This is a genomic window from Streptomyces sp. NPDC099050 (assembly GCF_044759865.1).
Taxonomy (GTDB): domain Bacteria; phylum Actinomycetota; class Actinomycetes; order Streptomycetales; family Streptomycetaceae; genus Streptomyces.
Genome location: NZ_JBIWAE010000018.1, coordinates 120,598 through 144,727 on the forward strand (window position 1 = coordinate 120,598; position 24,130 = coordinate 144,727).

The following is a 24,130-nucleotide window of genomic DNA, read 5'->3' on the forward strand; positions in this document are numbered from 1 at the left end:
ACCCGCCGCTCATGCACCTTCAGCCCGCAAGAACCGCCCGGACCCGGAGCGGTCCAGCGCTCGCCGCCCTGGTGGTGGCGGCAGCCGGCTCGCTGGTCCTCGCCGGCTCGCCCGCCCACGCGGGCAGCGCGCCCGTGACGTACGACTGCGTCTTCAGCTCCTCCCACTCACTGTTCACCACGACCGCCACCCTCACCGCCCCGGCCACCGCGGCCGCCGGTGAGAGTGTGGACGTCAAGCTCAGCCTGGCCAACAAGGGTCCGGCCAACGGCCCCGTCGCGTTGCCCGCCTCAAGCGTCGCCCCCTCGGCCAGGATCCTCGTCTCGGGACAAGCGCCGCTCACCCTCACCGCGCCGGCCTCGAACCCGCCCATCCCCGCCAAGGGCGAGATCCCGATACCCGACCTGACCGGCAAGCTCACCGTCGCGCAACCCGGCACGGTCACGCTGACTCCCGACCAGCTGACCCTCGACATCCCCAGCTACGGTCTGTCCCTCAGCTGCACCCTGCAAGGTACGGCCGTTCCTCTCCACACGATGACCGTCACACCGGCCGCGGGCAGCACCACCGCGGCCGTCACCGGCATCTCGGGCCGTCCGGCGTCCGACACCACCGGAGCCCGCCCCGGCGACGTCCTCACCCTGGCGGGCGCGGGCTGGGACGCCACGGCTCCGATCACCGCGGTCGAGCTGTGCTCCCTGGCCGGCACCGGATGCTCCGGCGCCGACCTCACTCCCGACCTGCGCGTCGGCTCCGACGGGAAACTGGCGGGCACGGTGACGGTCGGCGCCGCGGCCGCGCCCGGGCCACACCGCCTGAAGATCACCCAGGGGTCCACCACCGTTGCCTTCGTGCTCGGCGTCCTGGGCACCCGTACGCTCCAGGTCACGCCCGGCGGCGGCGGACCGGGCACGAGTGCCACCGTCAACGGAGCCAGCTTCGACCCGGGCGATGAGGTCGGCATCGTCACCCTGGACAAGGAGGGCCGGCCGGTTGGCGGGGCGGGACTCACCGCCCCCGTGGACGCGCGGGGCCACTTCACCGCCACGCTCGTACCGGCTGTCGGGGCCGTGAAGATCGTGGCGACGGAGAAGGACGGCGGCGACGCCACCGAGACCCCCTGGGCGGGCAGTGCCAACGGCGGCGGGTCGGACCAGACGCTCAAAGTGGTCGTCAGCGGTGGCGCGCTGACCATGTCGGCCGCGCCCGGCGAAGTGGTCCTCTCCCCGGTCACGGTGGACGGCACCGCGCACGACTCCACGGGAAGCCTGCGCGCCCTGGAGGTCAAGGACTTCCGCGGCACCACCGAGGGATGGTCCCTGGTCGGGGCGGTCACCGATTTCCGCAACTCCGCCGGTGCCGCGCTACCTGCGTCGGCGTTGTCCTGGACCCCGCAGTGCGCGGTCCACCCCGGATCCGCGGCGGCGTCCGTGGTCGTGCCGGGCAGTGCCGGACCGCTCAGCTCGACGACCGCAGCACCGCTGTGCACCCAGACGGCGAGCGCCGACCCCACGTCCGTCACGGGCGGCCACTTCGACGCGGGCGCTGCCTTGAGCCTGCGCGTTCCGGAGATCGTGCAGAGCGGCGAGTACGCGGCCGTGCTGCGCCTGACCCTGTCCTGATCGCGTCCTGTCCCTCCTCCGAGCAGGGTGCCAGGCGGCGAGCTTCCGGGCTTGCCGCCCGGCACCGGCGAGATCGGAACCATGACATCACCACGCAGTGACCGACCGGCCGGGCGGGCTCGCGGAGCAGCCGCCCAGGCGCTGGTGAGAACCGCCTTCCGCGTCGGCGTGGCGGCCTGTCTGACGGCTCTGGCGGCCCTCACGCCGACCACCGCCGCGGCCGCCGCCGCCGCCCCGGCCGGTGGAGCCCCGCCCGGGTCCTGGTCGGTGCAGCCGGCCGGGACCAATGGCCGGCCCGCGTTCGTCATGGATTCCGCGGCCGGATCCGTCATCAAGGACGCCGTACGTGTCAGCAACCTGTCCGACGCCCCGCTCTCCTTCCAGGTGTACGGCTCGGACGGCTACAACACGCCCCGCGACGGCGCTCTCGCGTTTCGCCAGGCCGGTGAGGCCCAGACGGGCCTCGGCAACTGGATCGCCCTCGGCACGAACGCACTCGTCGTTCCGCCGGGCCGCGCAGCGGACATCCCCTTCACGGTGAACGTCCCCGCAGAGGCCACCCCCGGCAGCCACATCGGCGGGATCGTCGCCCTCAACAATGCCGTCGAACAAGCAGGCGACGCCTCCGGGGTCGACGTGGGCATCCAGCGCGCCATAGCGGTCCGCATCCATCTGACGGTCGACGGACCGCTGACACCCGGACTCGCCGTCCGCTCGATCCGTGTGCGTCACCACCCGTCGGGCGTCCCCTTCGCCGCAGCACGCGCCACCCTCACCTACACGGTGGTCAACACCGGCAACACGGCATTGAAGCCCACCGTCTCGCCGAAGATCGAGGGACTGTTCGGCCTGCGGCACAGTGCCTTCCCCGAGCGCACGCTCCCTGTCCTGCTGCCCGGGGAGCGTGCCGAGTTCAGCGCCGACTGGCCTGACGCCCCCGGCCTCGACTATCTGAACGCCACCGTACGCGTCAGCGCCCCCGGCGTTCCCCCGGCCTCCGCGCAGAGCGGCCGGGCCGCCGTCTCCTGGTCCACCCTCGGTACCGTCGGCGCGCTCCTCGCCGTCCTGGTGTTCTCCCTGGGCTGGATTCGCCGGCAGAAGTCCGGACTCGCCGGGGAGATCTCGTGACGGCCCCTTCCGTGCCGGTGGCCCGCCGTGCCGTAGCCGGCTTCCTTTTGCTGGCCGCAGCGGTCCTGCCGCTCGCGGGTGGCTCACTCCCCGCCGCCGCAGCAGCCGGACCGGGCATCACCGTGGAAGTCTCCCGGACGTCCCCCGGTCTGCCGGTCAGAACCGTGGGCGCAGGCTGGTCGCCGGGCACGACGGTCCAGGTCGAGATCTGCGGCGGCGGGGCGCTTCGGGGCAGCGCCGACTGCGACACCCTGCGTGCCGCGGTGGCGCTGGTGGCCGCCGACGGAACGTTCCGTCTGGCCCTCATCGCCGGCGTACCCCCCAGCGCGTGCCCATGCCTTCTGCGTGCGGTGGCCGCGCAGACCGGAGCACGCGCCCAGACCCCGTTGCACGTTTCCGGTGCGGCCGAGACGGCACCTCCGGAAGCGCCCCTCCCGGCGGTCCGGGTCGATGTCGTCCGGGCGGCCCTGTCCGGCGGGCCGCGGTTCGCCGAGCTCTTCGGCGCACCCGCCCGCCGGACCCTGACGGTGACCCTGCGCAACCCCGGTGACCGGGCACTGGGGCGGGCGCCGCTGATCGTCTCCTGGGGGCCGGGCAGCACCGCCGACCTCCCGGTGGGCACACCGCTGACGGCACAACTGCCGGCACACGCGGAACAGACCTACCGCATCCCCGTCCGGCTCCCCGCCGCGGCCTTCGGCCGCTACACCGTCGGCGGCCGCTACGCCTCGGCGGAGTTCTCCGTCAGCACCGACATCTATCCATGGGGGCTGCTGGGCCTGGCCTTCCTCGCAGCCCTGCTCACCGTGTTCACGTTCGCCGTGGCCGTCCGCCGCGGTCTCGACAGCCGCCGCGCCAAGCGGCCCGCACACGTACCCCCGGCATCGCTTCCCGCCTTCGTGGAGACGGGCAGGCTCGCCGGTGTGCTCGCGGCCGGCGCGGCCGATGGCGAGCACCCCGGGCTGGTCAGTCCCCGGGCGCTGGTCCGCGAGTTGTCCGGGAAAGCGCCACTCGTCGACTTTCCCGCGTTGCGGGCGCTCGCCCTCACGCTGCGGCCGTCACCCGTAGGAGATGAGCAATGAAGGCCTTGCCCGCCGTCACCCGCTGGTACCAGGACCTGTACGCGGGTGCGGCTGCCGGGCTGGCCATCGGCGTGTACTTCGTGTCGGCACCGCTACTGGGCGGGCCGGTCGGCATGCCCGGGGAGGCGGTTCGCTACCTCCTGCTGACGGGCCTGCTCCTCGCCGCCCTGGTTGGTGCGGTGCTCCAGCGCCTGCGCCGGCGCCGGGCACGTGTCCACCGTGTCAGGACCTCGGCACGCCATGCGGTGGCGGCCTGTGCGCTGGCCGGAGCCGCCCCGCTGACCGGCTCGCCCGTGGTGTTCACATCCTTGCTGGTCGTGGCCTCACTTCTCGGTGGGGGCGCTCTCGACCTCTACCGGCCGGAGCACGCGTGGCACGCGGCTTGTCTGGCCGGGGCGGGGACGGCCGCGGCGGCGACGGCTCTCTGGGCCCGGAGCCCTCATGTGGCCTGCACCCTGATGTGCGCGTTCGCCGCCCTGCTGCTGCTTCCGGCCTGTCGGGGGGCCACTGCGGACGGTGCCGCCCAGTACATTGCCCCGCTTCGCGGGTCCACGAGTGCGGTGGGCGCGGCCGTGTTCGGTGCGCTGTTCGCCTCGTCGAGCCTTGTGGTCTTCCGGTGGGAGCTCCTCGGCCCTTCAGGCATCCGGCCGCTCGCCTACGCGACGCTCCTCGCGGCGGCGCTGACGTCCGGCCTCGCGGGGGTGGCACGGCGCCGACCGGCCCCGCCTACGGACGGTCGTACTCTGCTCCTCGCGGCCGGGCTCACGGCGGCGGTCGCGGCGGTCGCGGCAGCAGGGCATCCCTGGCAGCTCAGCCTCGCCCTGGCAGCGGTGCTCACCTGCGGGGCCGGCGCGGCCGTGCGGTCCGAATCGGCCGACGTGCACCCGGGCGAGGACACCCGGTCCGGACGCGGTCCCGTCGCCCTGCTGTTCGGCGGGGCGGCCGCGATGACCGCGATCGTCCTGTCCGGCCGGCTCCTGGGCGGCCCGGACACGCTGACGGCCGTGGGCCTGGCCCCTGTCGCGGCGGCCCTCATCCCACTGACCCGCCATCGCCGCGGTCAGCGGACGAAGCCGGACGAGCACGATGATCCAGGCGGCCGCCATGTCGTCGTGACAGCGCGCGGCCTGGCGACGCGCCGAACAGGAGGGGCGCCGGTGCGGCATCTCGACTTCACTCTGGCCGCCGGCGAGGTCACCTATCTCACCGACGTCCTCCCCGGCAGAAGGGCGGGCGCCGTACTGGCGGTCCTCGCCGGCCTGCGCAAGGCCGACAAGGGGACCTGGCGGCTGCGCGGCCACGACGTTTCCCGCGTCAGCGTGCAGGCCCGGTGGGACCTGCGGCTCTCCGCCTTCGTGGACCCGGCCGATGCCACCCGTCCAGGCGTACTGCGTCGCAGGCATCCGGCGGGTTCCGTGTCCGACGCGGTGGCGGCCGCTACGGCTCATGTGGGGCTCGCGCGGACGAAGGAGCTGACGGTCGCCGCTCTGAGGGCCTTTCCGTTCCTCTCCGCCAAGGGACCGGCCCCCTGCGGGGAGCTCGACCCAGACGAGCGCGCTCTGCTGGGACTGGCCCAAACACTCATCGGCCAGCCGGCGCTGCTCCTCCTGGACCTGACCGGACCCGGTTGCGAACAGCTGGCGACGGATCCAGCAGTCACGGCCGTTCTGGACCACATCGCCGAACGGGGAACGACGGTCCTCGTCGCCGTCCCTGCCGCGCAGGCCGTTCCCGAGCTGCGTCACATCGTGCTTCCCGCACCCGGCAGCTCCCGGACAGCCCGCTCGCGACGCAACAGAAGGGCTCTGCCTTGAAGATCTCGACGAAGAGCCGGACCTGCCGCGTGGTCCTGGCGGTAGCCGCAGTACTCACAGTGCACGGATGGAGCCCAGCGGCCTCGGCGGCGCCCGCCGATGCCGCTCCGATCGCGACGGTCCGGGTCTCCGCCACGACCGGGCTCACGGAGGGCCAGCAGATCACGGTCGACGGCACGGGGTTTCACGCCGGCCTGACCTCGGTCGCGGTCGGGCTGTGCAAGAAGGGCTACACGAGCAACAAGGACTGTGATTTGAGCGGCGGAGCACGCCTGGTCACCATCAGTCCCGACGGTTCGCTGCCGCGGGTCACACTCACCGTTCGCACCCGGGTCGCGGATGTCGACTGCCGCACCGCACCGTGCGTGGTCGGTGTCGCGCCGCTGCCCTCCGGAACCCCGCCCACGCTGATCACCGCCAACAGCGTTCAGATAGCGGTGGGTTTCGAAGGCGGGACCGTACAGGGCGAGCCGTCGGGAACCGGACGCGCCGAACCCGCGGCGTCCGCCGTGTCCACCGGCGCCGGGCAGGTTGACGACTGGAGCGGCCCGTCGACCTGGATGTGGTCGCTGTCCCTCGGTGTGGCCGCCCTCGCCCTCGTGATGGGTGTCCGTTCCCCCGTCCAGGGCCGCCGCCGGGGGGCGGCCCTGCACGAAGCCCCGCAAGACACGTCTACTGCCGGAGGAACTCCATGACATCCCTACGAAGAAGCCGGTGCGCGGGCGCGCTCGCCACGGCCGCGGCCCTGGTCGCGATGTCGGCGGCGCCCACGGCGGCCGCCGGGACGCTGACGGTCAGCAAGACGACCGGCCTCACCATGGGTGACAAGGTCACGGTGTCGGCAAAGGGGCTGAGCCCGAACCAGGGATTCGTGCCGATCGGCCTGTGCAAGCCGAAGCCGGCGGGTCCGGCGGACTGCGAAACCTCGCCCGACTCCGCCGTGATCGGAAAGACCGATGCGTCCGGGGTGTGGCACAGCGCCACAGACGGAGCTTCAACCGCCCAGGTCACCGTCAAGAGCACCGCCGGCGGGGCGGACTGCACGGCCAAAGCGGGGAACTGCGTCATCGCGGTGTCCATTTCCGCGACCAAGGAACTGGTGGAAGTACCCTTGTCCATCGCAAGGGGCGGCGCCGTCCCCAGCAGCACGCCTTCCGTCAGCCCGCCTTCCGTCAGCCCGCCTCCCGCCGGCCCGTCACCGTCCGCGGGCGGCTCGGGTTCCACGGCATCCGGGGGCAGCACACCGGGATCGCTGCCTCAGACCGGATCGACCGACGGCCTCCCGGTGGCCGTCCTGCTGGGCGGCACGCTGCTCCTGTTCGGCGGTTGCACGCTGGTGCTGCTGCGTCGCGGCAGACACGAGTAGGCCGCGGACGCTCACCGTCCCGGGCTCTCTCTACGGGGGCTGGATCACCAGCGAGATAGCGGGTCCCTTCAAGGGAATGCTGGGCACGCGTGGATGGTGATCCGGGTACGGTGCATCCGGTTGCGGGACGGGGTCCGAAGCAGGAGTAGAGAGGGGCGGGCGCCGGCGGTGGCCCGTGCCCGCTCGTCCACTCGTGCAGAAGAGTCTTCGAGCTCACCGGGAGCAGGCCGTGGCAGCTTGTGCGACACCGACCTCGGCGCCAGTGCCACGACGCCCGCGCCGATGGGTGAGCGGGTTGACCTTGGTGGCCTTCCTCGCCGTGAGCTACGGCGTCGCCGCCCTGGGGGCATTCGCCTCCGCCGATGCGGGTGAGGTCTACGGGGCACTGGACCGACCCTCTTGGGCTCCTCCTCCCTGGCTCTTCGGACCCGTCTGGACCGTGCTGTACGCCACCATCGGAATCTCGGCCTGGCTGGTCTGGCGTCACGCGGACCAACACCAGGTGCGCGGGGCACTGATGTGGTGGTCGGCCCAGCTCGTGTTCAATCTCGCCTGGACCCCGTTGTTCTTCGCTGCCCGGCAGTACGGTCTCGCCCTCTTGGACATCGTCCTGCTCTTGGCCGCGCTCGGCGCGACCATCGTGCGATTCCGGCGGCTGAGCGTCACGGCGGCGGTCCTGCTCGTCCCCTACCTGGGGTGGGTGGCTTTCGCGACCGCCCTGAACGCGTCCATCTGGCAGCTCAACTCATGAGGCTCGACGAGGACCCCCCGTCATCGCCGGCGGACGTGGTGGTGGGGCTGAGCACGGGGGCCGTGGCGCAGCATCTCGGGGTGGCTGCGACCACGCTTCGTTCGTGGGAGCGGCGCTATGCGATCGGCCCCGCCTTCCGTATCGGGGGCAAGCACCGCCGCTGGCTGCCGGAGGACATCACGCGGCTCGAGGAGATGTGCCGCCTTACGGCTCGGGGCGTTCCGCCCTCGGAAGCCGCCCGCGCCGCGCGGATCTCCGTCGCCGGAGTGTCCAGGGACACCGGTGGTGCGTCGGCCGGGTCGGGGCGGTCTCCGGGAGGCCCCAGCGCGCTGCCCCTGGGCGCGGTCCGTGCCGAATGCCGGGGGCTGGCGCGGGCCGCCGTACGGCTGGACGCCGAGGCGGTGGAGGTCTTGCTGGAGCGGGCCATCGAGGACCACGGCTGTGTGGTGGCCTGGGAGGAGATCATCGCGCCGACCCTGCACGCGGCGGGCCGTAAGTGGGTTTCGTCGGGTGAGCGCTACATCGAAGTCGAGCATCTGCTGTCGTGGCTCGTCTCATCGGCTCTGCGGCGCCCGTATCGGCGACGTCAACCGCCTCGCGAGGGGATCCGTCCGGTCGTTCTGGCATGCGCGCCGGGGGAACTGCACAGCTTGCCGCTGGAAGCCCTGTGGGCGGCTCTGCGAGAACGCGGCCTGCCGGCGAAGATGTTCGGTCCGGCGCTGCCAGTGGGTGCCTTGAGCGAGGTGGTGCGGCGGGTGGGGCCTTTGATGGTGGTGGTGTGGGCCCAGGGGCGGCCCTCGGCCGCGGCGGAATTGGTGAGTGCGGTCGAGGGCGTCGAGTGGGGCGTGCGGGGAGCGAGGTCACGCTCCATGCTGCTGGTGGCGGGGCCCGGTTGGGACTCCGTCCCGCAGGCCGGTTCGAGGCGGCTGACTGGCCTGCGCTCCGGGCTGGACCTCATCGAACAACGTCTCCTGAGCTGATTCCCGGCGGGGTGCCGGGCCGCGAGCCCCGGCTGTCTGTTCGCTCTTGGCTACGGGTCGCCCAGGCGGCGGCAGGCCGACACCACGTCGACCACGTCGGCGTACTTGGAGTCGAGGTCGAAGAGGTTGGCCTCGTGGGGGCCGGTGTCGCGGTCGGCCACCGCGTCGCGGACCACGATGGGCCGCAGCCCGTACTGGAGGGCGTCCAGCGTGGTCGCCCGTACGCAGCCGCTGGTGGAGAACCCGCCGATGACCACTGTGTCCACTCCCAGGACGTTCAGGACGTCGCGCAGCCGGGTTTCGAAGAAGGCGCTCGGGTAGTGCTTGTGGATGACGACTTCGCCCGGTTCCGGTGCGCAGTGCGCCGTGAAGGCGGCGTGGGGATTGCTCGCGCGGAAGGCATCGAGGCTGGGGACCTTGCGGGCGAAGTGCGGGGCGTCGGCGCTCGGTTCGCCGTCGTAGTGGACGGCGGTGAAGATGACGGGGAACTGTGATCGGCGCGCCGCGCGGGCGAGGTGGGCCATGGCGCGCAGGGCGTTCTCCGCGGTGTCGAGGTAGAGGCGGCTGTCGGGGACGGCGTAGGCCTGGACGGGGTCGACGAGGAGGACGGCGGGGTGTTCGCCCCAGCCGATGCGGCAGCCGAATCCGGCAGCCTCGTAGTCATCGGCGAGGGGTGTGCGCACCATGTCAGATCACTCCGTCCGCGGCGAGCTTGTCCCGTTCGGCGGGGGTCAGGCCGAGGAGGTCGCCGTAGACGTCGTCGTTGTGGGCTCCGAGTTCCGGGCCCACCCAGCGAACGCCGCCAGGGGTGGCGGAGAGCTTGGGGACGACGTTCTGCATGGGGATCTCGCCGAAGTCGGGGTGGGGAAGGCGGACGATGGCATTGCGGGCGGCGAAGTGCGGGTCGGTGAGCATGTCCGCGGCGGTGAAGGTCTTGCCGGCGGGGACTCCGGCGGCGTGGAGGGCGCCCAGCAAAGCCTCCGCGTCGAGGCCGGCGGTCCAGGTGGTGATGAGGTCGTCGAGTTCGCTCTGGTGGGAGCCGCGAGCGGTGTGTGTGGCGTACTTCGGATCTTCCGCGAGGTCTGCGCGGTTCATGACCTCGGTGAGGCGGCGGAAGACGGTGTCCTGGTTGGCGGCGATGAGGACGGCGGCCCCGTCGGCGGTCGGGTAGACGTTGCTCGGGGCCACGTTGGGCAGGACGGGGCCGGTTCGTTCGCGCTGGTAGCCGCCGACTTCCCATTCGGGGAGGAGGGATTCCATGTAGGCGAGTACGGCTTCGTAGAGGGCGGAGTCGACGATCTGACCGGTTCCGGTGCGGGTCCGGGCGTGCAGGGCCATGACTGCGCCGTAGGCGGCCATGGTGCCGGCGAGCGCGTCTCCGAGTGAGATGCCGGCGCGGGACGGGGGGCGGTCCGGTTCGCCGGTGATGTGGCGGATGCCTCCCATGGCTTCACCGATGGAACCGAAGCCGGCGCGCGGGGCGTAGGGGCCGTTCTGTCCGTAGCCAGTGACGCGGACCATGACGAGGCCCGGGTTGATGGCGCTGAGCTCGTCGAAGCCGAGGCCCCAGCGTTCGAGGGTTCCGGGGCGGAAGTTCTCGACGAGGACGTCGGCGTGGGCGACCAGGCGGCGGACCAGGTCCTGTCCCTCCTCGCGGCGCAGGTTGCACGTGACGGATTTCTTGTTGCGGGCGACGACGGGCCACCAGAGGGATTTGCCGTACGGACGCTCGCGTCCCCACTGGCGCATGGGGTCGCCGCGTCCGGGGTCTTCGAGCTTGATGACTTCGGCGCCGTGGTCGCCGAGGAGCTGGCCGCAGAAGGGACCGGCAAGCAGGGTGCCGGTCTCGATGACACGGATGTCGGAGAGGGGTCCACTCATGCGGCGAGTGTAAGTTTGGGAAACACTGTTTCGCTAGAGGAATCGGCGCGGCAGAATGCGGGACATGGACAACTCTTTGGCGACAGCAGCGTTCGCCGGACCAGGCATCGTGGAAGTGGCCCCGCGCGACGGGCTGCAGAACGAAGCGCGCACCCTGTCCCCCACCCAGCGCGTGGACCTGATCGACCGGGCCGTGGCCGCCGGCGCGCGGCGCGTGGAGGCCGTGGCCTTCGTGCACCCCCTACGCGTGCCGCAAATGGCCGGTGCGGAGGAGGTGATGAGCCTCCTCAAACGCCCACCGGGGGTCCGCTACAGCGGCCTGGTGCTCAACGCCCGCGGCATGGAACGGGCCTGCGCGAGCGGCGTACACGAGATCAACTACGTCGTGGTGGCCGGCGACTCGTTCTCACGCCGGAACCAAGGCGTGGGCACACGCGAGGCGCTGGCGGCGTGGGAGGGCATCGCCTCCCGCGCCCACGGAGAAGGCATCGGCCGCTCGCTGACCATCGCGGCCGCCTTCGGCTGCCCGTTCGAGGGAGAGACCTCCGAGGCGGCCGTGGCCGAACTGGCCCGGATCGGGGCGGAGACGGGAGCGGAGGAGATCGTCCTCGCCGACACCATCGGGGTCGGCGCCCCCGATGCCGTCACCCGGCTGCTCACGGCGGTCCGCGAGCAGGCACCCGAAGCGGTCCTCCGCTGCCACTTCCACAACACCCGCAACACCGGATACGCGAACGCCGTCGCCGCGGCAGCGGCCGGCGCGGCCTGGCTCGACTCCTCCCTCGGCGGGATCGGCGGCTGCCCCTTCGCGCCCGCCGCGACCGGCAACATCGCGACCGAGGACCTCGTCTACCTGCTGCGCCGCATGGGCCTGGAACCGGGCATCGACCTGGAGTCGGCCGCGGCGGCCGGGACCTGGCTGGGCAGCGTACTCGGCATCGAGGTGCCGGCCCTGCTGGGCCGTGCGGGGCCGTTCCCCGGACCGGCGGGTAGCAGCACGCGAGGGGACGAGTAGCCATGGGCGCACACCCGCACGGATGGTGGATCCTGCTTCACATCGTGCTGTTCGTCTTCTGGCTGGGCGGGGACCTCGGCGTTTACGTCTCCAGCCGGTACGTCCTCAAACCCGGCCTGCCCTTCGCCGCCCGCTCGACGGCCCTGTCCATCATGAGCCTGCTGGACCTGGGACCGAAGGTCTGCCTGGTACTGATCCTTCCGAGCGGCGTCACCCTCATGGCGCTGGAGCCCCACGGGGCTGAGGATCTGCTCAATGGATGGTCGGCCGCGGCGACCTGGCTGTTCGCGGGCGTCTGGCTGTGGCTGACCGTGCGCGACCACCACCAGCCGGGCCGGCACCCCTGGATACGCCGGGCCGACTGGTCGGCACGCGTTCTGCTGACGGCCGCGTTGTGGGGCGCCGGGCTCTACACCTTGCTGGCGGCGCAGCCGTTCGGGGTCGACACGAATCCACGCTGGCTCGGGGGCAAGGTGCTGCTCTACGCGACCGCGATCGCCTGCGGGCTGGGGATCCGGCTCACACTGCGCCCGTTCGGATCCGCCTTCTCGGCGCTCGCTGCTCAGGGCAGCAGTGAGCCGGTCGAGCGGGGGCTGCGCCGGGCCGTGAACGGGTGCGTCCCGTACGTGGCGGGGATCTGGACGTGTGTCCTCGCCGCCGCCGCGCTGGGGGTTCTCAAGCCCGGCGCCGATCTCTGAGCCAGGTCAGGCGACTCCGGGCCAGGTCAGGCGACTCCGGGCCGGTAGCCGAACTCGGCCGAGAGCCGCTCCACGCTGGCCAGCAGGAGCGGGGCGCACTCGGCCAGGCGGGGCTTGAAGCGGGACTGCGGGCCGGCGAGGCTGACCACCGCGATGACGTGACCGTCATGACCGAAGACGGGTGCGGCGAGCGAGGCCGAGCCGCTCTGCCGCTCCCCCACCGACATGGCGTAGCCGCGGCGCTTGGTGGCGGCCAACTCCTTGCGCATGCGCCCGGGGTCGGTGATCGTCCGGTCGGTGACGGCTTCCAGGGGGTGGCGTTCCAGGTACGTGTCGATCTCCGCGTCGGACAGGAAGGCGAGGAACGCCTTGGAGGAGCTCCCCGCGTGCAGGGGCAGCGGGATCCCCAGGGCGACCTCCATGCGCAGTTCCTGCTCCGGGACCACCTGGTCGACGTAGAGCCGGGTGTCACCGCGGCGAATGGAGAGGGTGGCGGTTTCGCCGCATTGAGCGGCGAGCCGGCGCAGTTCCGGCGCCGCGAGGACACGCAGGTCGGTGCGTGCCAGGTAGGCGCGGCCGAGGGAGATGGCGGCGGGGCCCAGTGCGTAGCGGCGCGTGACGGGGTCCGTGATGATCAGATCGCGGTTGCGCAGGGCCGTGAGGATGCGGTGCACGGCGGCCTTGGTGATGCCGAGCTCTTGGGCGATCTCGGTGATGCCGAGATCGGGGCGGCCGCTGCGGCCGAACATCAGCAGCACGTCCATGGCCCGCTCGACGGCGGCGATGGACCTGCTGCTGCTCGTCTCCTCAGTCACCGCAGATGCCCTTCTTCGCAATGGGTTCGAGGCATGCCCCGACATGTCGGAAGCATAACGCCGATTTCCCCATGGGAAACAGTGTGTTCACCAGCGCCGTTCTCGTTGACACCCCAGAGAAGCCATCGTTACGCTGATGGAGACAGTGTTCCACTAGAGGAAACAACGACATACGGGGGTGCGATGACCACAGTCATCGACGAGACGACCTTCCGTCAGGTGCTGTCCCGGTGGCCCAGCGGCGTCGCGATAGTCACCACTGCCGGCGAGGACGGCTGGCACGGGATGACGGCAAGCTCGTTCAGCAGCGTCAGTCTCGCCCCACCCCTCGTCCTGGTCTGTCTGGACCAGCGGATCCGCTCCCACGAACTCCTCCTACGCAACGGCGTCTTCGCCGTCAACGTCCTGGGCCGGGATCACCTCGCCCTGGGACGCAGGTTCGCAGGCATGGAGCCCGGCGTCACCGACCGCTTCGCAGCGGGTGACTGGCTTCCGGGCGCCACGGGCAGCCCCGTACTGACGGACTCGGCCGCCTGGGTCGACTGCCGCGTGCTGCACCGATACCCCGGAGGGGACCACACCATCTTCCTCGGCGAGGTGGTCGCGGCCGGAACCCCGCGGATCACCTCCCCGCTTCTGTTTCACTCGCGCTCCTGGGGACAGCTCGCCGACCCGCTCCCGGACCAGGTGGACCTGGCCGATACCGGCCTGACCGCCGCGGCGGCCTCACCGCGCAGTGCGCGGCTGACCCAGGCACTGAGGCGGGCAGGCATCAGGGTGCGCCTGAGGCCGGTCGGTTCCGAAGGCGCCGAGACCGCGCCGGTGGAGCCCGACGGCCTGCGTTGCACATCGGTCCACGTCAACGACAGCGCCGCCGTGATCGCCGCGGCCGAGGCGGGCTTACCCGCCGTCGAGCTGACCGTCCCGGCGGACGGCCGCGGCGCGGCGGCGGCCGGCGCGGTCCAGACTCTGCGGACAGCGGGGCACCAGGACACCCTCGTGGTCGCCCGGGTCGGCAACGCACTGCACCCGGGGCTGGCCCGGGCCGCCCTGCTGACCGTGCAACGGCTGGCCGCCGCCGGATGCGGCGAAATCGTCCTGGAGGAGCCGGCCGAGGGTCCCGACGAGGCGGACGGCGTCTCGCCCCTGGCGCTGCGCCGTCTGCTCCAGGACGCGGTCCCCGAGGCGGGACCCGTGCCCCTGCGCCTCGCGCTGCGCGACCACCACGGCCTCGGCCTGGTCAACGCATTGACCGGCATGAAGAGCGGGGTCCGGCACTTCGACACCCACCTCGGCGGCCACGGCGGCCTGCTGGCCACCGAAAGACTGGTCCTGCTCTGCTCACGCGTGGGCGTGACCACTCCGGTCGACAGCGCGTCCCTTCGGGCCCTGCGCACCGAACTGGCAGTGCTGCGCCGGCAGCAGCGTGCCGCACCCGTGTCCCGCTCCCCTCAACGGACGGTCTCCTCCCATGCCCCCGAATCCCAGTAAGGAGCCAGCGCCGATGACCACGCACCAGCTCACGGGCGAGCGCCTCGTCGACCGGATGACATCTGCCGAGCGGGCCCGTGCCGAGCGTGTCGAAGCCGTACTTCCGGCCCTTCGCGAGGCGGCCGTCGAGGCCGACGCGAACGCGGCGTTCCCGGTGGGCCACACCGCGTTGCTCCGGGAGGCGGGGCTGCTCGGCCTGGTCGTGCCCGAGCAGTTCGGCGGGCTCGGCGGAGGCCTGCGCGACCTCGCGGCGGCGACCTACGCCATGGGCACGGCCTGCCCCTCCACCGCGCTCGCCTACTTCTTCCACAACACCAGCGCTTCACGTGGCCTGTTGCCCCTGGAAGCCATCGGCGCGGGTCTGTTCACGCCGCAGGAGACCCCGGTCGTCGCGGCCTTCGCCGAGCGCGTGCTCACCACGATGGCGTCGGGCTCCTGGCTCGCGAACTTCGCGAGCGAGTCCGCCAAGAGCTCTGCCGCGAACATCTCCATCGCCACCACCGCCTCGCGCGCCGAGGGAGGCTGGGTCCTTTCCGGTGAGAAGTCCTTCGGCTGCGCGACAGGCGTGGCGGACATCTATCTGGTCACCGCCCGGCTGGAGAAGACCGAAGACGCCGACGGCCTGGCCATGTTCCTCATGGAGCGCGAGGCCGCCGGGGTGACCTCCCGGCCGCCGTGGAACGGGCTCGGCATGCGCGGCAGCGCCAACCACGGCATCCGGCTCGACGAAGTCTTCGTGGCCGACCGCGACGCACTGACCCTTCCCGGGGCCTTCACCCGCATGCTGCAGGTGAGCCGTGGCAGCTTCGTCGGCAACCAGCTCGCGATCGCCGCTGTCTACACCGGTGCGGCGCAGGCAGCGTACGACTACACGCTGGAGCGGCTGACGCGCAAGACCTTCGCCGACACGGGCCGGCCGATCGCTTCCTCGCCCATGCACCAGGTGCTCATCGGGGACATGACGCAGAACCTGGCGACCGCATACCAGTGGCTGCGGCGCCAGCTCGAGCTGGAGACCTCCCAGCCTCCCATCAGGCCGAAGTCCGAAGTGTTCAGCCAGTGGCGACTGGGCAAGGGCGCGGTCACCGAGGCCTGCTTCGCCGTCGCCCTCGGCGCCCTCAAGGCATCCGGCACCTCAGAAGCCCGCATGGACGGAGTCATCGGCCGCACCTTGCGCGACCTCGCCATGGGCCTCGTGATGACCTTCCCCGCCGAGCGGGGTCGCCTGGAGGTGGCGAGGATCGCCACCGAGGCGCAGGAGAACGCGCTGTTCGCGACGTTGGGGGAAGCCCTGTGACTCTCTCGACCGGCTTCCCGGGCGGCCTGCCGGGCAGCCTCCCGGCAACCAGCGACTTCACGGACGGGGTGTGGCGGCGATGTGCGGTTCCCCTCGGCTTCGCATTGGAGGACCCCGACACGGGCGAGGTGGTCCGCCCGGCGTTCGGCAGCGACCCTGAACGTATCGAAGCCGCCCTGGCGGCCGCGTCCGCCCTGCACGGTTCGGGTGCCTGGTGCGACCTGGGGGACGAGGCGCGCGCCCGGGCCCTGGACAGTGCGGCCGGATCGGTCGAACGAGCCGCGGGCGACATCGCGGCGGCGGAGGCCTTCGCGACCGGCGTGCCGCTCTCCCAGACCGCCGCCCTGAGTGCCATTCTCGCCGGGTCCTTCCGGATCGCGGCGGCCCAGTTGCGCGGCGGGCTGCTGCGGCGCACCGTGCCAGGACAAGGCGGCCGCCCCGTCCTGGTCAGACGCGCCGCACTCGGGCCGGCCTTGTGCGTGCTGCCGTACAACGCTCCGGCGCCGATGGCGGCTCACAAAGCGGCCAGTGCACTGGCAGCGGGCTGCCCGGTCATCGTCAAGGCGCCGGAACTCGTACCGTACGGGACCCAGTTGCTGGTGGAGGCCGCCGCGCAGGGGCTGGCCGCGGCGGGGGCACCCCGAGCGGTACTGCAGTTGCTGCACGGGGACGCTTCGACAGGTGCCCTGCTGGTGGCTGACGAGCGTATCCGCGTCGTCTCCTTTACGGGTGGGACCGAGGCCGGCCGGAAGATCGGCGCCGCGTGCGGTCTGGCCCTCAAGCCCGCGCAACTCGAGCTGGGCGGCAACAATCCCCTGCTCGTTTTGCCGGGCTCCGATCCCGAGGCCGCCGGGCGGATGGCCGCCGAACTCCTGACGACGCTCAACGGCCAATGGTGCAGGGCGCTGGGCCGGCTCATCCTGCCGGCGGAACTGGCATCGGACGTTTTGGATGCCACGGGCAGCGCGCTGGCCGCACTGCGGGTCGGCGCGCCGCTGGTCGCGGGAACCGGCTACGGCCCGCTGGCGCACTCGGGCCACCACAGGGCGCTGACGGCGAGCGTACGCGGGTTGACCTCGGCCGGCGCGAAGGCGCACACGTGGACCGAGGTACCGGAGCGTGGCAGCTACTTCGCCCCGCTGCTGATGACCGGAGCCCCCGAGGGCGCGACCCGCCGGGAACTGTTCGGCCCGGTCGCGGCCGTACATACCTACGAGCGGGAGGAGGAGGCACTCCATCTCGCCAATTCCAGCGGCTACGGACTGGAAGGGTACGTGTGCGCCGCCGACCCCCAGGACGGGCTGCGCGTGGCCGCCGGCATCTCTGCCGGCGAGGTGAAGGTGAACGGCTCCTCGGTGATGAGCCTGCACATGGACACGCCCCGACCGGCCTGGGGCCTGTCCGGTCTGGTCGACGAGGGGAGCGCCGAGACACTGCTGCACTTCACGGGCACCCGGGTGACGGGCGTGGAGGCGGGCTTCGCCGCACGGACAGCAGGCGGGCACGGTGAGGGCCGGTGAGCGCCTCTCCGGCTACGAACGTCAACGCGCGGGTCGTCATCGTGGGGGCGGGTCCGGTCGGTCTGACGGCGGCGCTCGTACTGGCCCGCCGGGGCCTGCCCGTGACCGTGCTGGAGGCGGGGTCACAGCTTGCGGCGGAGTCCCGGGCCTCGACCTTCCATCCGCCCACACTGGAGATGCTCGCCGATCTGGGTGTCGGTGACGCGCTCATGGAGCGGGGGCTGGTCGCAGGGTCCTTTCAGTTCCGCGACCGGAACGAGGGGCCCGTGGCGACGCTGGACCTGTCACTTCTGGCCGGGGACACCCGATTCCCCTTTCGGCTCCAGTGCGAGCAGAACAAGCTCACCCCGCTGCTCTTGAACGCGCTCGGGCGCTACCCGGGCACCGAGGTGCGCTTCGGTGCACGCGTGGCCGCGGTGGAGCGGACCTCGCGGGGTGTCCATGCCGTCCTCGGCGACGGAAGCAGGGTGCGGGGGGCATGGCTGGTGGGCGCCGACGGGGCGCATTCGGCCGTACGGCATTCGGTCGGGGCCGAGTTCCACGGGATGACCTATCCGGAGCGGTTCATGGTCGCCTCCTTGAATGAGGACCCCGGGGCCGTTCTGCACGATCTGGCTCCCATCGCCTATGTGCTGGACCCCGACGAGTGGATGGTGCTGCTGCGGACCCCCGACCACTGGCGGGTCCTGCTGCCCACTCCGGAGGGCACGTCCGACGAAGCCGAGCTGCTCCGTCTGCCGCGAAGGCTGCTCGACATCACGAGGGACGTACGGGGACCCGACATCGCTCACGCCAGTGTCTACCGCGTACACCAGAGGGTGGCCGGGACCTTCCGCAGCGGGCGGGTCCTGCTGTGCGGCGACGCCGCACACGTCAACAACCCCCTGGGCGGCATGGGCATGAACAGCGGCATTCACGACGCCGTACTGATGGGCAGCGCTCTGGCGGATCTCATGACGGGCGAGGGGTCCGAGGAAGAGCTGATCGCCTGCGCCGAGGAACGACGCACCTGCGCGCTGCGCTACGTCGGCGCCGAGGCGCACGCGAACTGGGAAAGGCTGCGCACCAGGGACCCGGCGGAGCGAGCCCGACTTCTGGCGGATCTGCGGGCCATGACAGCGGATCCCGTCGCGGCGCGACGGTCCTTGCTGCGCAGCTCGATGATCGATTCGCTGCGTGGCGCGCGGTGGTCTCGGTGACAGGGCCTCTGCCGGGCGGCAGCGGCGCATTCATCACGGTGGACAATCCGGCGTGCACGGCTCGGCCCGTGGGAAGCATCCGCTCGCACACGGCGTCGGACGTGGACGCCGTCGTCGACGCTGCTCACGCCACGGCGCCCGGCTGGTCCGCTACGGCTGTAGCGGACCGGACTTCGGCGCTGGACCGGATTGCCGACGGCCTGGAGTCTTCGGCGGAGGAGCTCGCGATCCTGCTCGCCCGGGAGTCGGGCAAGCCGCTCGCGGACTGCATGGGCGAGGTGGGGTACGCATGCGCCGTGCTGCGCTGGTATGCCGCCGAGGCCCCGCTCCTGCTGTCGCCACGCGCGGTCGACGACGCACGGGGTCGGCTGGAGCGGCGCTACAGGCCGTTCGGGGTCGTCACCGCGCTGACTCCGTGGAACGCCCCGGTGATCCTGACCGCCGTCAAGCTCGCCCCCGCGCTCGCCGCGGGCAACACCGTGGTCGTCAAACCGTCGCCGCTGGCTCCCCTGGCCGTCTCCGCCTTCCTGGACGGCGCGGCTCGTGAGCTCCCCGCGGGTGCGGTAGGGGTGTGCCACGGGGGTGCCGAGGTCGCGTTACGGCTGGCCGGCCACCGGAAGGTGGGGAAGCTGTCGTTCACCGGCGGGGCAGTGGCCGGGCGGGAGGTCGGCGCTGCCGCGGCGGCGGCGCTGACGCCGACCACGATGGAGCTCGGCGGCAACGACGCCGCGGTCCTGCTGGACGATGCCGAAATCGCGGCGGCTGACATGGACCGCCTTGTCATGGCGAGTTTCGCGACGGCCGGTCAGGTGTGCATGGCCGCCAAGCGGGTCTACGTCCCGAGGGCCCGTCTGGAGTCCTTCGTGGAGGAGTACGTGTCCGCGGCCGCGCGGGTGCTGCGGCTGGGTGACCCCTTGGCGGCGGGTACCACCGTGGGTCCGGTGATCTCACGCCAGGCCGCGGACCGCGTGCGCAGTCTGATCGCGGACGCCCAGGAGCGTGGGGGAACCGCCGTCGAGCTGGGGACGGTACAAGCCGGCGCGGATCTGCGGGGTGGGCATTTCGTCCGGCCCACCCTGCTCCTGGGGCTGGGGGACGATGCACCACTGGTGTACGAGGAACAGTTCGGGCCCGTGCTTCCCGTGCTGGTGTACGAGGACGAAGCCGACCTGGTGGAGCGCGTGAATGCCGGACCGTACGGCCTGGCGGCATCCGTGTGGAGCACCGACGAGGAACGGGCCTTCGACCTGGCGGCCCGGCTCGATGCCGGATTCCGTTTCGTCAACACCCACAACCGGACGGGGATGGCGTTGCGGGCCCCCTTCGGCGGGGTCAAACGCAGTGGGCACGGCCGCGAGTACGGGGCCGAGGGGCTGATGGAGTACGTGCAGCCGGTGCTCACGCACGCCCCGGCCGCCTTCCGGGCGGGGGGTGCGGGCATGGCTCCCGGCGCCTATCCGGCCGGCGGTGCGGGGGCCTGAACGTCTCCCGGCTCCAGGTGGTCGACGACGACACGACCGGCGAGCAGCGGTCCCAGCCACGCTGCCAGGTGCCGGTGTTCGGGGTGTCGCTGGTAGGCGGCGAGTTCGCCTGCGTCCGCGTGGCGGGTGGTGAGGACGAGGTCGTAGGACAGGTCCGATCCGGTGATGTCGAGGCCGACCGTCAAAGACCGGATCTGCGGTACGGAGTCACCGAGGCGCCGGAGTCGTTCGGCGGCCTCGGGGGCCTGGCAGGGATCGGTGAATCGCATGACAACAACGTGTACGAGCAAGGCACTTGCTCCTTCCGGTCGCGGATCCTCCCCCTGTCGCGGGAGGGCGCACCGAGTGTATGTTTGGGAAACACTGTTCCGCTAGAGGAACCAATGGGGATCGCTATGGACGAAGCGCGCACGTTCCGTGTCGCGGCTGCCCAGTTCGAAGTGGGCCGGAACCGCAAGGAGAATCTGGCCGCCTGCATCAGGGGGATCGACGCCGCCGCGGAGCAGGGCGCGATTCTCGTGGTCCTGCCGGAGTTCTGCAATCACCTTTCCTGGTACGACGACCGGGACCAGGCCCTGGCCGCCTCCTGCCGGCCGGAGGACGACTTCCTGGCGCCGGTCGCCGAACGCGCCGCCCACCACGGCATCTACGTCAAACTGCACGTCACCCTGGCCTCCGGGCCCCACGACGCGGAACGCATCACCGCAGCGAGCCTGCTCTACGGGCCGGACGGGGCCCTGATAGGAACTGCGGACAAGCAGGTCCTCATGGGCAGCGAGAACGACCACCTGGACCCCGCCACGGAGGCCGGTCCGGTCGTCGACACCCGTCTGGGGCCGGTGGGCCTGTACTCCTGCATGGAAGGGGTCATCCCCGAGGTCACCCGGGGACTCGCTGTGCGCGGGGCCCACCTGCTGCTGAACAGTCTCAACTCCTTCGCCCTGGACGAAGCCTCGCTGCACATCCCGGTGCGCGCCGCGGAGAACCGGGTATGGGTGATCGCGGCCAACAAGGTGGGCCCGCTGCTCCCGGCGGACCGGATCGACGCGATCAGCGCCGCCATGGGAGTGCCGCCCGAGGCACTGGACGGCGCGGGCGAAAGCCAGATCGTCGCCCCTGACGGCACGGTCGTGGCCAAGGGGCCACGGCGCGGGGAGGCTGTGGTGGTCGCCGACATCCGGCCGGCCGCAGCGGCCGACAAACGCCGGATGGACGGCACCGACGCGTTCGCGGTGCGCCGGCCCGCCCTCTACCGGCCGATCGTTTCGCCGCCCGTCCCCGCTCCCGCCTTCGCAGGGATCCGCGCCGAGCGCGTGGAGGCCGCAGTCGTGCGGCCTTCCGGCAGCGGCCGCCCGGCCCTCGACGACGCGGCCAGGCTGGTGCGTTCGGCCGCGGGACGAGGGGCGAGCCTGATCGTGCTACCCGAACTCTTCTGGCACGCGGGCGGCGTCCTCTCCGATCCCCGCCGCGCCACTGAGGACGCCCAGAACGTCCTGCGGGCCCTGCGGACGGCCCTGGAGGGCAGCGCAGCCCACCTCGCCCTCACGCTCCCCCTGCCCGCCGGTCACGCCGGCGTGCTGCTCGACCGCGACGGCCCGGTGCTGACCCAGCACCAGCTGCACGACAGCGTCCGGCACCGCGGCTGGGGTAAGGCGGGCGGGGCCGAAGCCCTGCTCACGCACGACACGCCGTGGGGCCGCGTCGCCGTCGTCCTGGGCGATGACGCCGTCCAGCCGGAGACCTTGCGCCTGGCCGCGCTCATGGGCGTCGACACGGCGGCCGTCTGCCTCGGCGCGACCGAACCCTGGGAGCTGTCCCTCGGCCTGCCGGAGCGGGCCGCGGAGAACCGGATGAACCTGGTGGCCGCCGGCCACACCGGCGGTGCCATCCACGCGCTGCCGGTGGAGTTCGGTCTCTGGCGCTCCCGGCACGCCGTCTTCGACGGGACCATCAGCACGCCCGCCATCACAGCCGCAGGTCCCGGCCTCACCCTCGCTCACGTCCACCCCCGCCAGGCCGAGAACCGGCTGGTCTCCAGGGCCACGGACCTGGTGGACGGCCGTCCCTGGAAACTGGCCGACGCCCTGGTGGCGCCCCGGCCCGGCGCCCCGGAACCCGCACCCCTTGCGCACCCCCACCCCGGTCAGTGAAGGAGCGACGTGCCCGAGACACTCAAAGCCGTACAGGACATGACGGACGAGGCTCCGGTCACCGATGTGACCGAAACCTTCATCCAGTGGCAGGACCTGCTGAACGAGCTCAAGGAGAAGGTCTCCGACCGCTTCGAGCTGCGCCCCGACCCTTCCACCGACGGCTTGAAGTCCTTCGGTGAGGACGGCGGCCCGCGGGGTTCACTGGCCGGCTACACCGGCCCCGAGGTGGACTGGATGATCCACTCGTGGGTCGGCGATCCCGAGCACGGCTTCGTCAACCTCCACCTCACGGTCTGGCTGGGCCCGCACGTCCGGGTCCCGCACCTGGGCCTCGCCCTGCTGTGCTGGCCGGGCGGCTGGTTCTACCTCGATTCCGTCCCCCGCACGAGCCTGGTGGCCGACGGCGAGTACTACGACCGCTACTACGCGCCCGCCGAGGAGGAGTGGCTGGCGGTGCGCGAGGAGTACGAGGACCTGTCCTGGTTCACCAGCCGCACCGGCTTCATCCGGGGCAGCCTCTCCCCCACCGCCTACTGCTATTCCATGCCCCGCGACGAACGCCACGTCGAGCTCGTGCGGCGCCTGATGCACGACCAGGTCGACCGCTGGCTGGGCTGGGTGGACGCGGCCGAGCCGGTGGCGGCCGAGGAGCGGGAGACCCTGGCCGCCTCGGACCTGGCGATCCGCCGCAACATCGTGGAGCGCGACCCGGCCAACGTGATGGCCGTCCGGTACTTCGGCGAGCAGGTCACCGACCGGCTCGTACGGGCGCTGTGGGGCGGCGACCGCAGCCTGCCGAGGCCCTCGTGAACCAGGTCCGCTCCGTGTGGTGGGCCTGCCGGGTCCCCGGCCTCAAAGAGCCCTTCGACACCGCGCACTTGAGGATCTTCTACCCGGCCCGGGCCACCGGCTGCGACACCGAGCGGCTGACCGGCATGGTGGCGGCCGACGCCGGCCGGGGCCCGTTCCCCGTCGTGGTTCTGCTGCCGGGCATCAATGTCCCGGCCGACTCGTACCGCTGGCTGGCCGTCCTGCTGGCAGCCCGGGGATTCGCCACCGTGACGCCCGAGCTCGTCGGTGAACTGTTCGCCGGGAACCACGGGGTGACGCCGGGCATCGACCTCGAGGCGTGCGGTCCGGCCTCGTACGGCACCCGGGCAACGACCCCCCTGATCGGCGCGGTCCTCGGCGCCCTGGCCGAGCTCGCACCGGCCTCCCCTCTCGCGGGGCTCCTCGACACGAGTCGGGTGGTCGTAGGCGGTCACTCGGCCGGCGGAACCGTGGCACTGCAGTCCGCCGCCCATGTGCGCGGTCTGCGCGGCGTGTTCACTTACGGCGCCCACACGCTGGTGGCGACAGCCCTGGGCCATCCGCCGGGTACCGTCCTGCCGGTCGGAGGGGGCGCTCCCGTCCTGCTGATGTCCGGCGAGCACGACGGGGTGATCGCCGCGAGTGCGGACCGCTACGGCCCGCAGGCCGGTGCGGGCGAGGATCCCGTCGCCCGCACCTTCCACGACGCCCTCGCCGACGCGGGGGGCGCGCACGCATGGGTGAAGGTCGCCGCCGCGGGCCACTTCACGATCTGTGATCCCGTGGACCCGACCAGCGCCCGGGGCTTCCTGGAGACGTCACAAGCACCTGCGAGCGACGCCCGCTCCCTCATCGGCGCTCTGGTGGCGGCGTTCTGCACGGCGACGCTCGCGGCGCGTCCGACGCGAGCGGACACCGAGGCGTTCACCGCACTGCTGGCGCCTCCCCATCCCGGGCTGGTCTCCGTCCTACGCCGCTGACCTCAGCCTTCTCTTCTCGAAAGGTCTGGAACCACGAGGTGTCACAC

22 protein-coding genes are annotated in these 24,130 nt (G+C 72.0%); 18 read left to right on the top strand and 4 right to left on the bottom strand.

What is annotated here, in order from left to right:
• Positions 1-11 precede the first annotated feature (11 nt).
• The 8 genes from ACIQV3_RS27675 (at position 12) to ACIQV3_RS27710 (ending at position 8,743) form a co-directional block, all read left to right on the top strand.
• Positions 12-1,622 (top strand): hypothetical protein, encoded by a 1,611-nt coding sequence (locus tag ACIQV3_RS27675; RefSeq protein WP_403716414.1) that lies wholly within the window; start codon positions 12-14, stop codon positions 1,620-1,622.
• 144 nt (positions 1,623-1,766) lie between these two features.
• Positions 1,767-2,750, top strand: coding sequence for a DUF916 domain-containing protein (locus ACIQV3_RS27680; RefSeq protein WP_403716416.1), 984 nt, complete (start codon positions 1,767-1,769; stop codon positions 2,748-2,750).
• Positions 2,747-3,832, top strand: a complete 1,086-nt coding sequence (locus tag ACIQV3_RS27685; RefSeq protein WP_403716418.1) for a hypothetical protein — start codon at positions 2,747-2,749, stop codon at positions 3,830-3,832. Before ACIQV3_RS27680 ends, ACIQV3_RS27685 begins: the two co-directional genes overlap by 4 nt.
• The gene (locus tag ACIQV3_RS27690) at positions 3,829-5,646 is read left to right on the top strand and encodes a hypothetical protein (RefSeq protein WP_403716420.1); all 1,818 of its coding nucleotides are present in this window, start codon (positions 3,829-3,831) and stop codon (positions 5,644-5,646) included. Before ACIQV3_RS27685 ends, ACIQV3_RS27690 begins: the two co-directional genes overlap by 4 nt.
• A complete protein-coding gene (locus ACIQV3_RS27695; protein ID WP_403716421.1) occupies positions 5,643-6,341 on the top strand; it encodes a neocarzinostatin apoprotein domain-containing protein in 699 nt (232 codons plus the stop codon). Before ACIQV3_RS27690 ends, ACIQV3_RS27695 begins: the two co-directional genes overlap by 4 nt.
• Positions 6,338-7,012 carry a neocarzinostatin apoprotein domain-containing protein gene (locus tag ACIQV3_RS27700; protein ID WP_403716423.1) on the top strand — a complete coding sequence of 225 codons (675 nt, stop codon included), beginning with the start codon at positions 6,338-6,340 and terminating at the stop codon, positions 7,010-7,012. Before ACIQV3_RS27695 ends, ACIQV3_RS27700 begins: the two co-directional genes overlap by 4 nt.
• Positions 7,013-7,316: 304 nt before the next feature.
• Positions 7,317-7,763: a TspO/MBR family protein gene (locus tag ACIQV3_RS27705; RefSeq protein ID WP_403716557.1), complete on the top strand. Its 447-nt coding sequence runs from the start codon at positions 7,317-7,319 to the stop codon at positions 7,761-7,763.
• Positions 7,760-8,743 carry a MerR family transcriptional regulator gene (locus ACIQV3_RS27710; protein WP_403716425.1) on the top strand — a complete coding sequence of 328 codons (984 nt, stop codon included), beginning with the start codon at positions 7,760-7,762 and terminating at the stop codon, positions 8,741-8,743. Before ACIQV3_RS27705 ends, ACIQV3_RS27710 begins: the two co-directional genes overlap by 4 nt.
• 50 nt (positions 8,744-8,793) lie before the next feature.
• Here the strand turns inward: ACIQV3_RS27710 and ACIQV3_RS27715 are convergent, their stop codons facing one another.
• Together ACIQV3_RS27715 and ACIQV3_RS27720 are read right to left on the bottom strand one after the other, a co-directional pair.
• Positions 8,794-9,429 (bottom strand): isochorismatase family protein, encoded by a 636-nt coding sequence (locus ACIQV3_RS27715; protein ID WP_403716426.1) that lies wholly within the window; start codon positions 9,427-9,429, stop codon positions 8,794-8,796.
• A 1-nt stretch (position 9,430) separates the two neighbouring features.
• Positions 9,431-10,624, bottom strand: a complete 1,194-nt coding sequence (locus ACIQV3_RS27720; RefSeq protein WP_403716428.1) for a CaiB/BaiF CoA transferase family protein — start codon at positions 10,622-10,624, stop codon at positions 9,431-9,433.
• Positions 10,625-10,688: 64 nt separating this feature from the next.
• Here ACIQV3_RS27720 and ACIQV3_RS27725 point away from each other — a divergent pair, with 64 nt between their 5' ends.
• Entirely contained in the window at positions 10,689-11,639 is a 951-nt protein-coding gene (locus tag ACIQV3_RS27725; protein WP_403716430.1) for a hydroxymethylglutaryl-CoA lyase, read from the top strand.
• Positions 11,640-11,641: 2 nt separating this feature from the next.
• On the top strand, positions 11,642-12,337 hold the full coding sequence (locus ACIQV3_RS27730; protein ID WP_403716432.1) for a hypothetical protein: 696 nt from the start codon (positions 11,642-11,644) through the stop codon (positions 12,335-12,337).
• Between the two features lie 26 nt (positions 12,338-12,363).
• Here the strand turns inward: ACIQV3_RS27730 and ACIQV3_RS27735 are convergent, their stop codons facing one another.
• Positions 12,364-13,152 (bottom strand): IclR family transcriptional regulator, encoded by a 789-nt coding sequence (locus ACIQV3_RS27735; protein ID WP_403716435.1) that lies wholly within the window; start codon positions 13,150-13,152, stop codon positions 12,364-12,366.
• Between the two features lie 183 nt (positions 13,153-13,335).
• On the opposite strand from ACIQV3_RS27735, the gene ACIQV3_RS27740 reads away from it, so the two are divergent.
• Genes ACIQV3_RS27740 through ACIQV3_RS27760 form a run of 5 tightly spaced genes read left to right on the top strand, consistent with a single transcriptional unit; the run spans position 13,336 to position 20,140 of the window.
• A complete protein-coding gene (locus ACIQV3_RS27740; RefSeq protein ID WP_403716437.1) occupies positions 13,336-14,643 on the top strand; it encodes a flavin reductase in 1,308 nt (435 codons plus the stop codon).
• A 13-nt stretch (positions 14,644-14,656) separates the two neighbouring features.
• Entirely contained in the window at positions 14,657-15,940 is a 1,284-nt protein-coding gene (locus ACIQV3_RS27745) for an acyl-CoA dehydrogenase family protein (RefSeq protein WP_403716439.1), read from the top strand.
• A complete protein-coding gene (locus tag ACIQV3_RS27750) occupies positions 15,937-17,460 on the top strand; it encodes an aldehyde dehydrogenase family protein (protein WP_403716441.1) in 1,524 nt (507 codons plus the stop codon). The genes ACIQV3_RS27745 and ACIQV3_RS27750 overlap by 4 nt, the downstream gene beginning before the upstream one ends.
• Positions 17,457-18,659 carry an FAD-dependent oxidoreductase gene (locus ACIQV3_RS27755; RefSeq protein ID WP_403716443.1) on the top strand — a complete coding sequence of 401 codons (1,203 nt, stop codon included), beginning with the start codon at positions 17,457-17,459 and terminating at the stop codon, positions 18,657-18,659. Before ACIQV3_RS27750 ends, ACIQV3_RS27755 begins: the two co-directional genes overlap by 4 nt.
• Positions 18,660-18,697: 38 nt before the next feature.
• Positions 18,698-20,140 carry an aldehyde dehydrogenase family protein gene (locus tag ACIQV3_RS27760; RefSeq protein ID WP_403716559.1) on the top strand — a complete coding sequence of 481 codons (1,443 nt, stop codon included), beginning with the start codon at positions 18,698-18,700 and terminating at the stop codon, positions 20,138-20,140.
• On the opposite strand, the gene ACIQV3_RS27765 is transcribed toward ACIQV3_RS27760, so the two are convergent.
• Complete coding sequence (locus ACIQV3_RS27765; RefSeq protein WP_403716445.1) at positions 20,113-20,430, bottom strand: Dabb family protein; 318 nt, start codon at positions 20,428-20,430, stop codon at positions 20,113-20,115. The genes ACIQV3_RS27760 and ACIQV3_RS27765 overlap by 28 nt on opposite strands.
• Positions 20,431-20,535: 105 nt before the next feature.
• Between ACIQV3_RS27765 and ACIQV3_RS27770 the strand changes: the two genes are divergently transcribed.
• The 3 genes from ACIQV3_RS27770 to ACIQV3_RS27780 are packed head-to-tail and all read left to right on the top strand — an operon-like array spanning position 20,536 to position 24,083.
• The gene (locus ACIQV3_RS27770) at positions 20,536-22,290 is read left to right on the top strand and encodes a nitrilase-related carbon-nitrogen hydrolase (protein ID WP_403716447.1); all 1,755 of its coding nucleotides are present in this window, start codon (positions 20,536-20,538) and stop codon (positions 22,288-22,290) included.
• A gap of 9 nt (positions 22,291-22,299) precedes the next feature.
• Positions 22,300-23,103: a hypothetical protein gene (locus ACIQV3_RS27775; protein WP_403716449.1), complete on the top strand. Its 804-nt coding sequence runs from the start codon at positions 22,300-22,302 to the stop codon at positions 23,101-23,103.
• Positions 23,100-24,083 carry a hypothetical protein gene (locus ACIQV3_RS27780; RefSeq protein WP_403716451.1) on the top strand — a complete coding sequence of 328 codons (984 nt, stop codon included), beginning with the start codon at positions 23,100-23,102 and terminating at the stop codon, positions 24,081-24,083. The genes ACIQV3_RS27775 and ACIQV3_RS27780 overlap by 4 nt, the downstream gene beginning before the upstream one ends.
• Positions 24,084-24,130 lie beyond the last annotated feature (47 nt).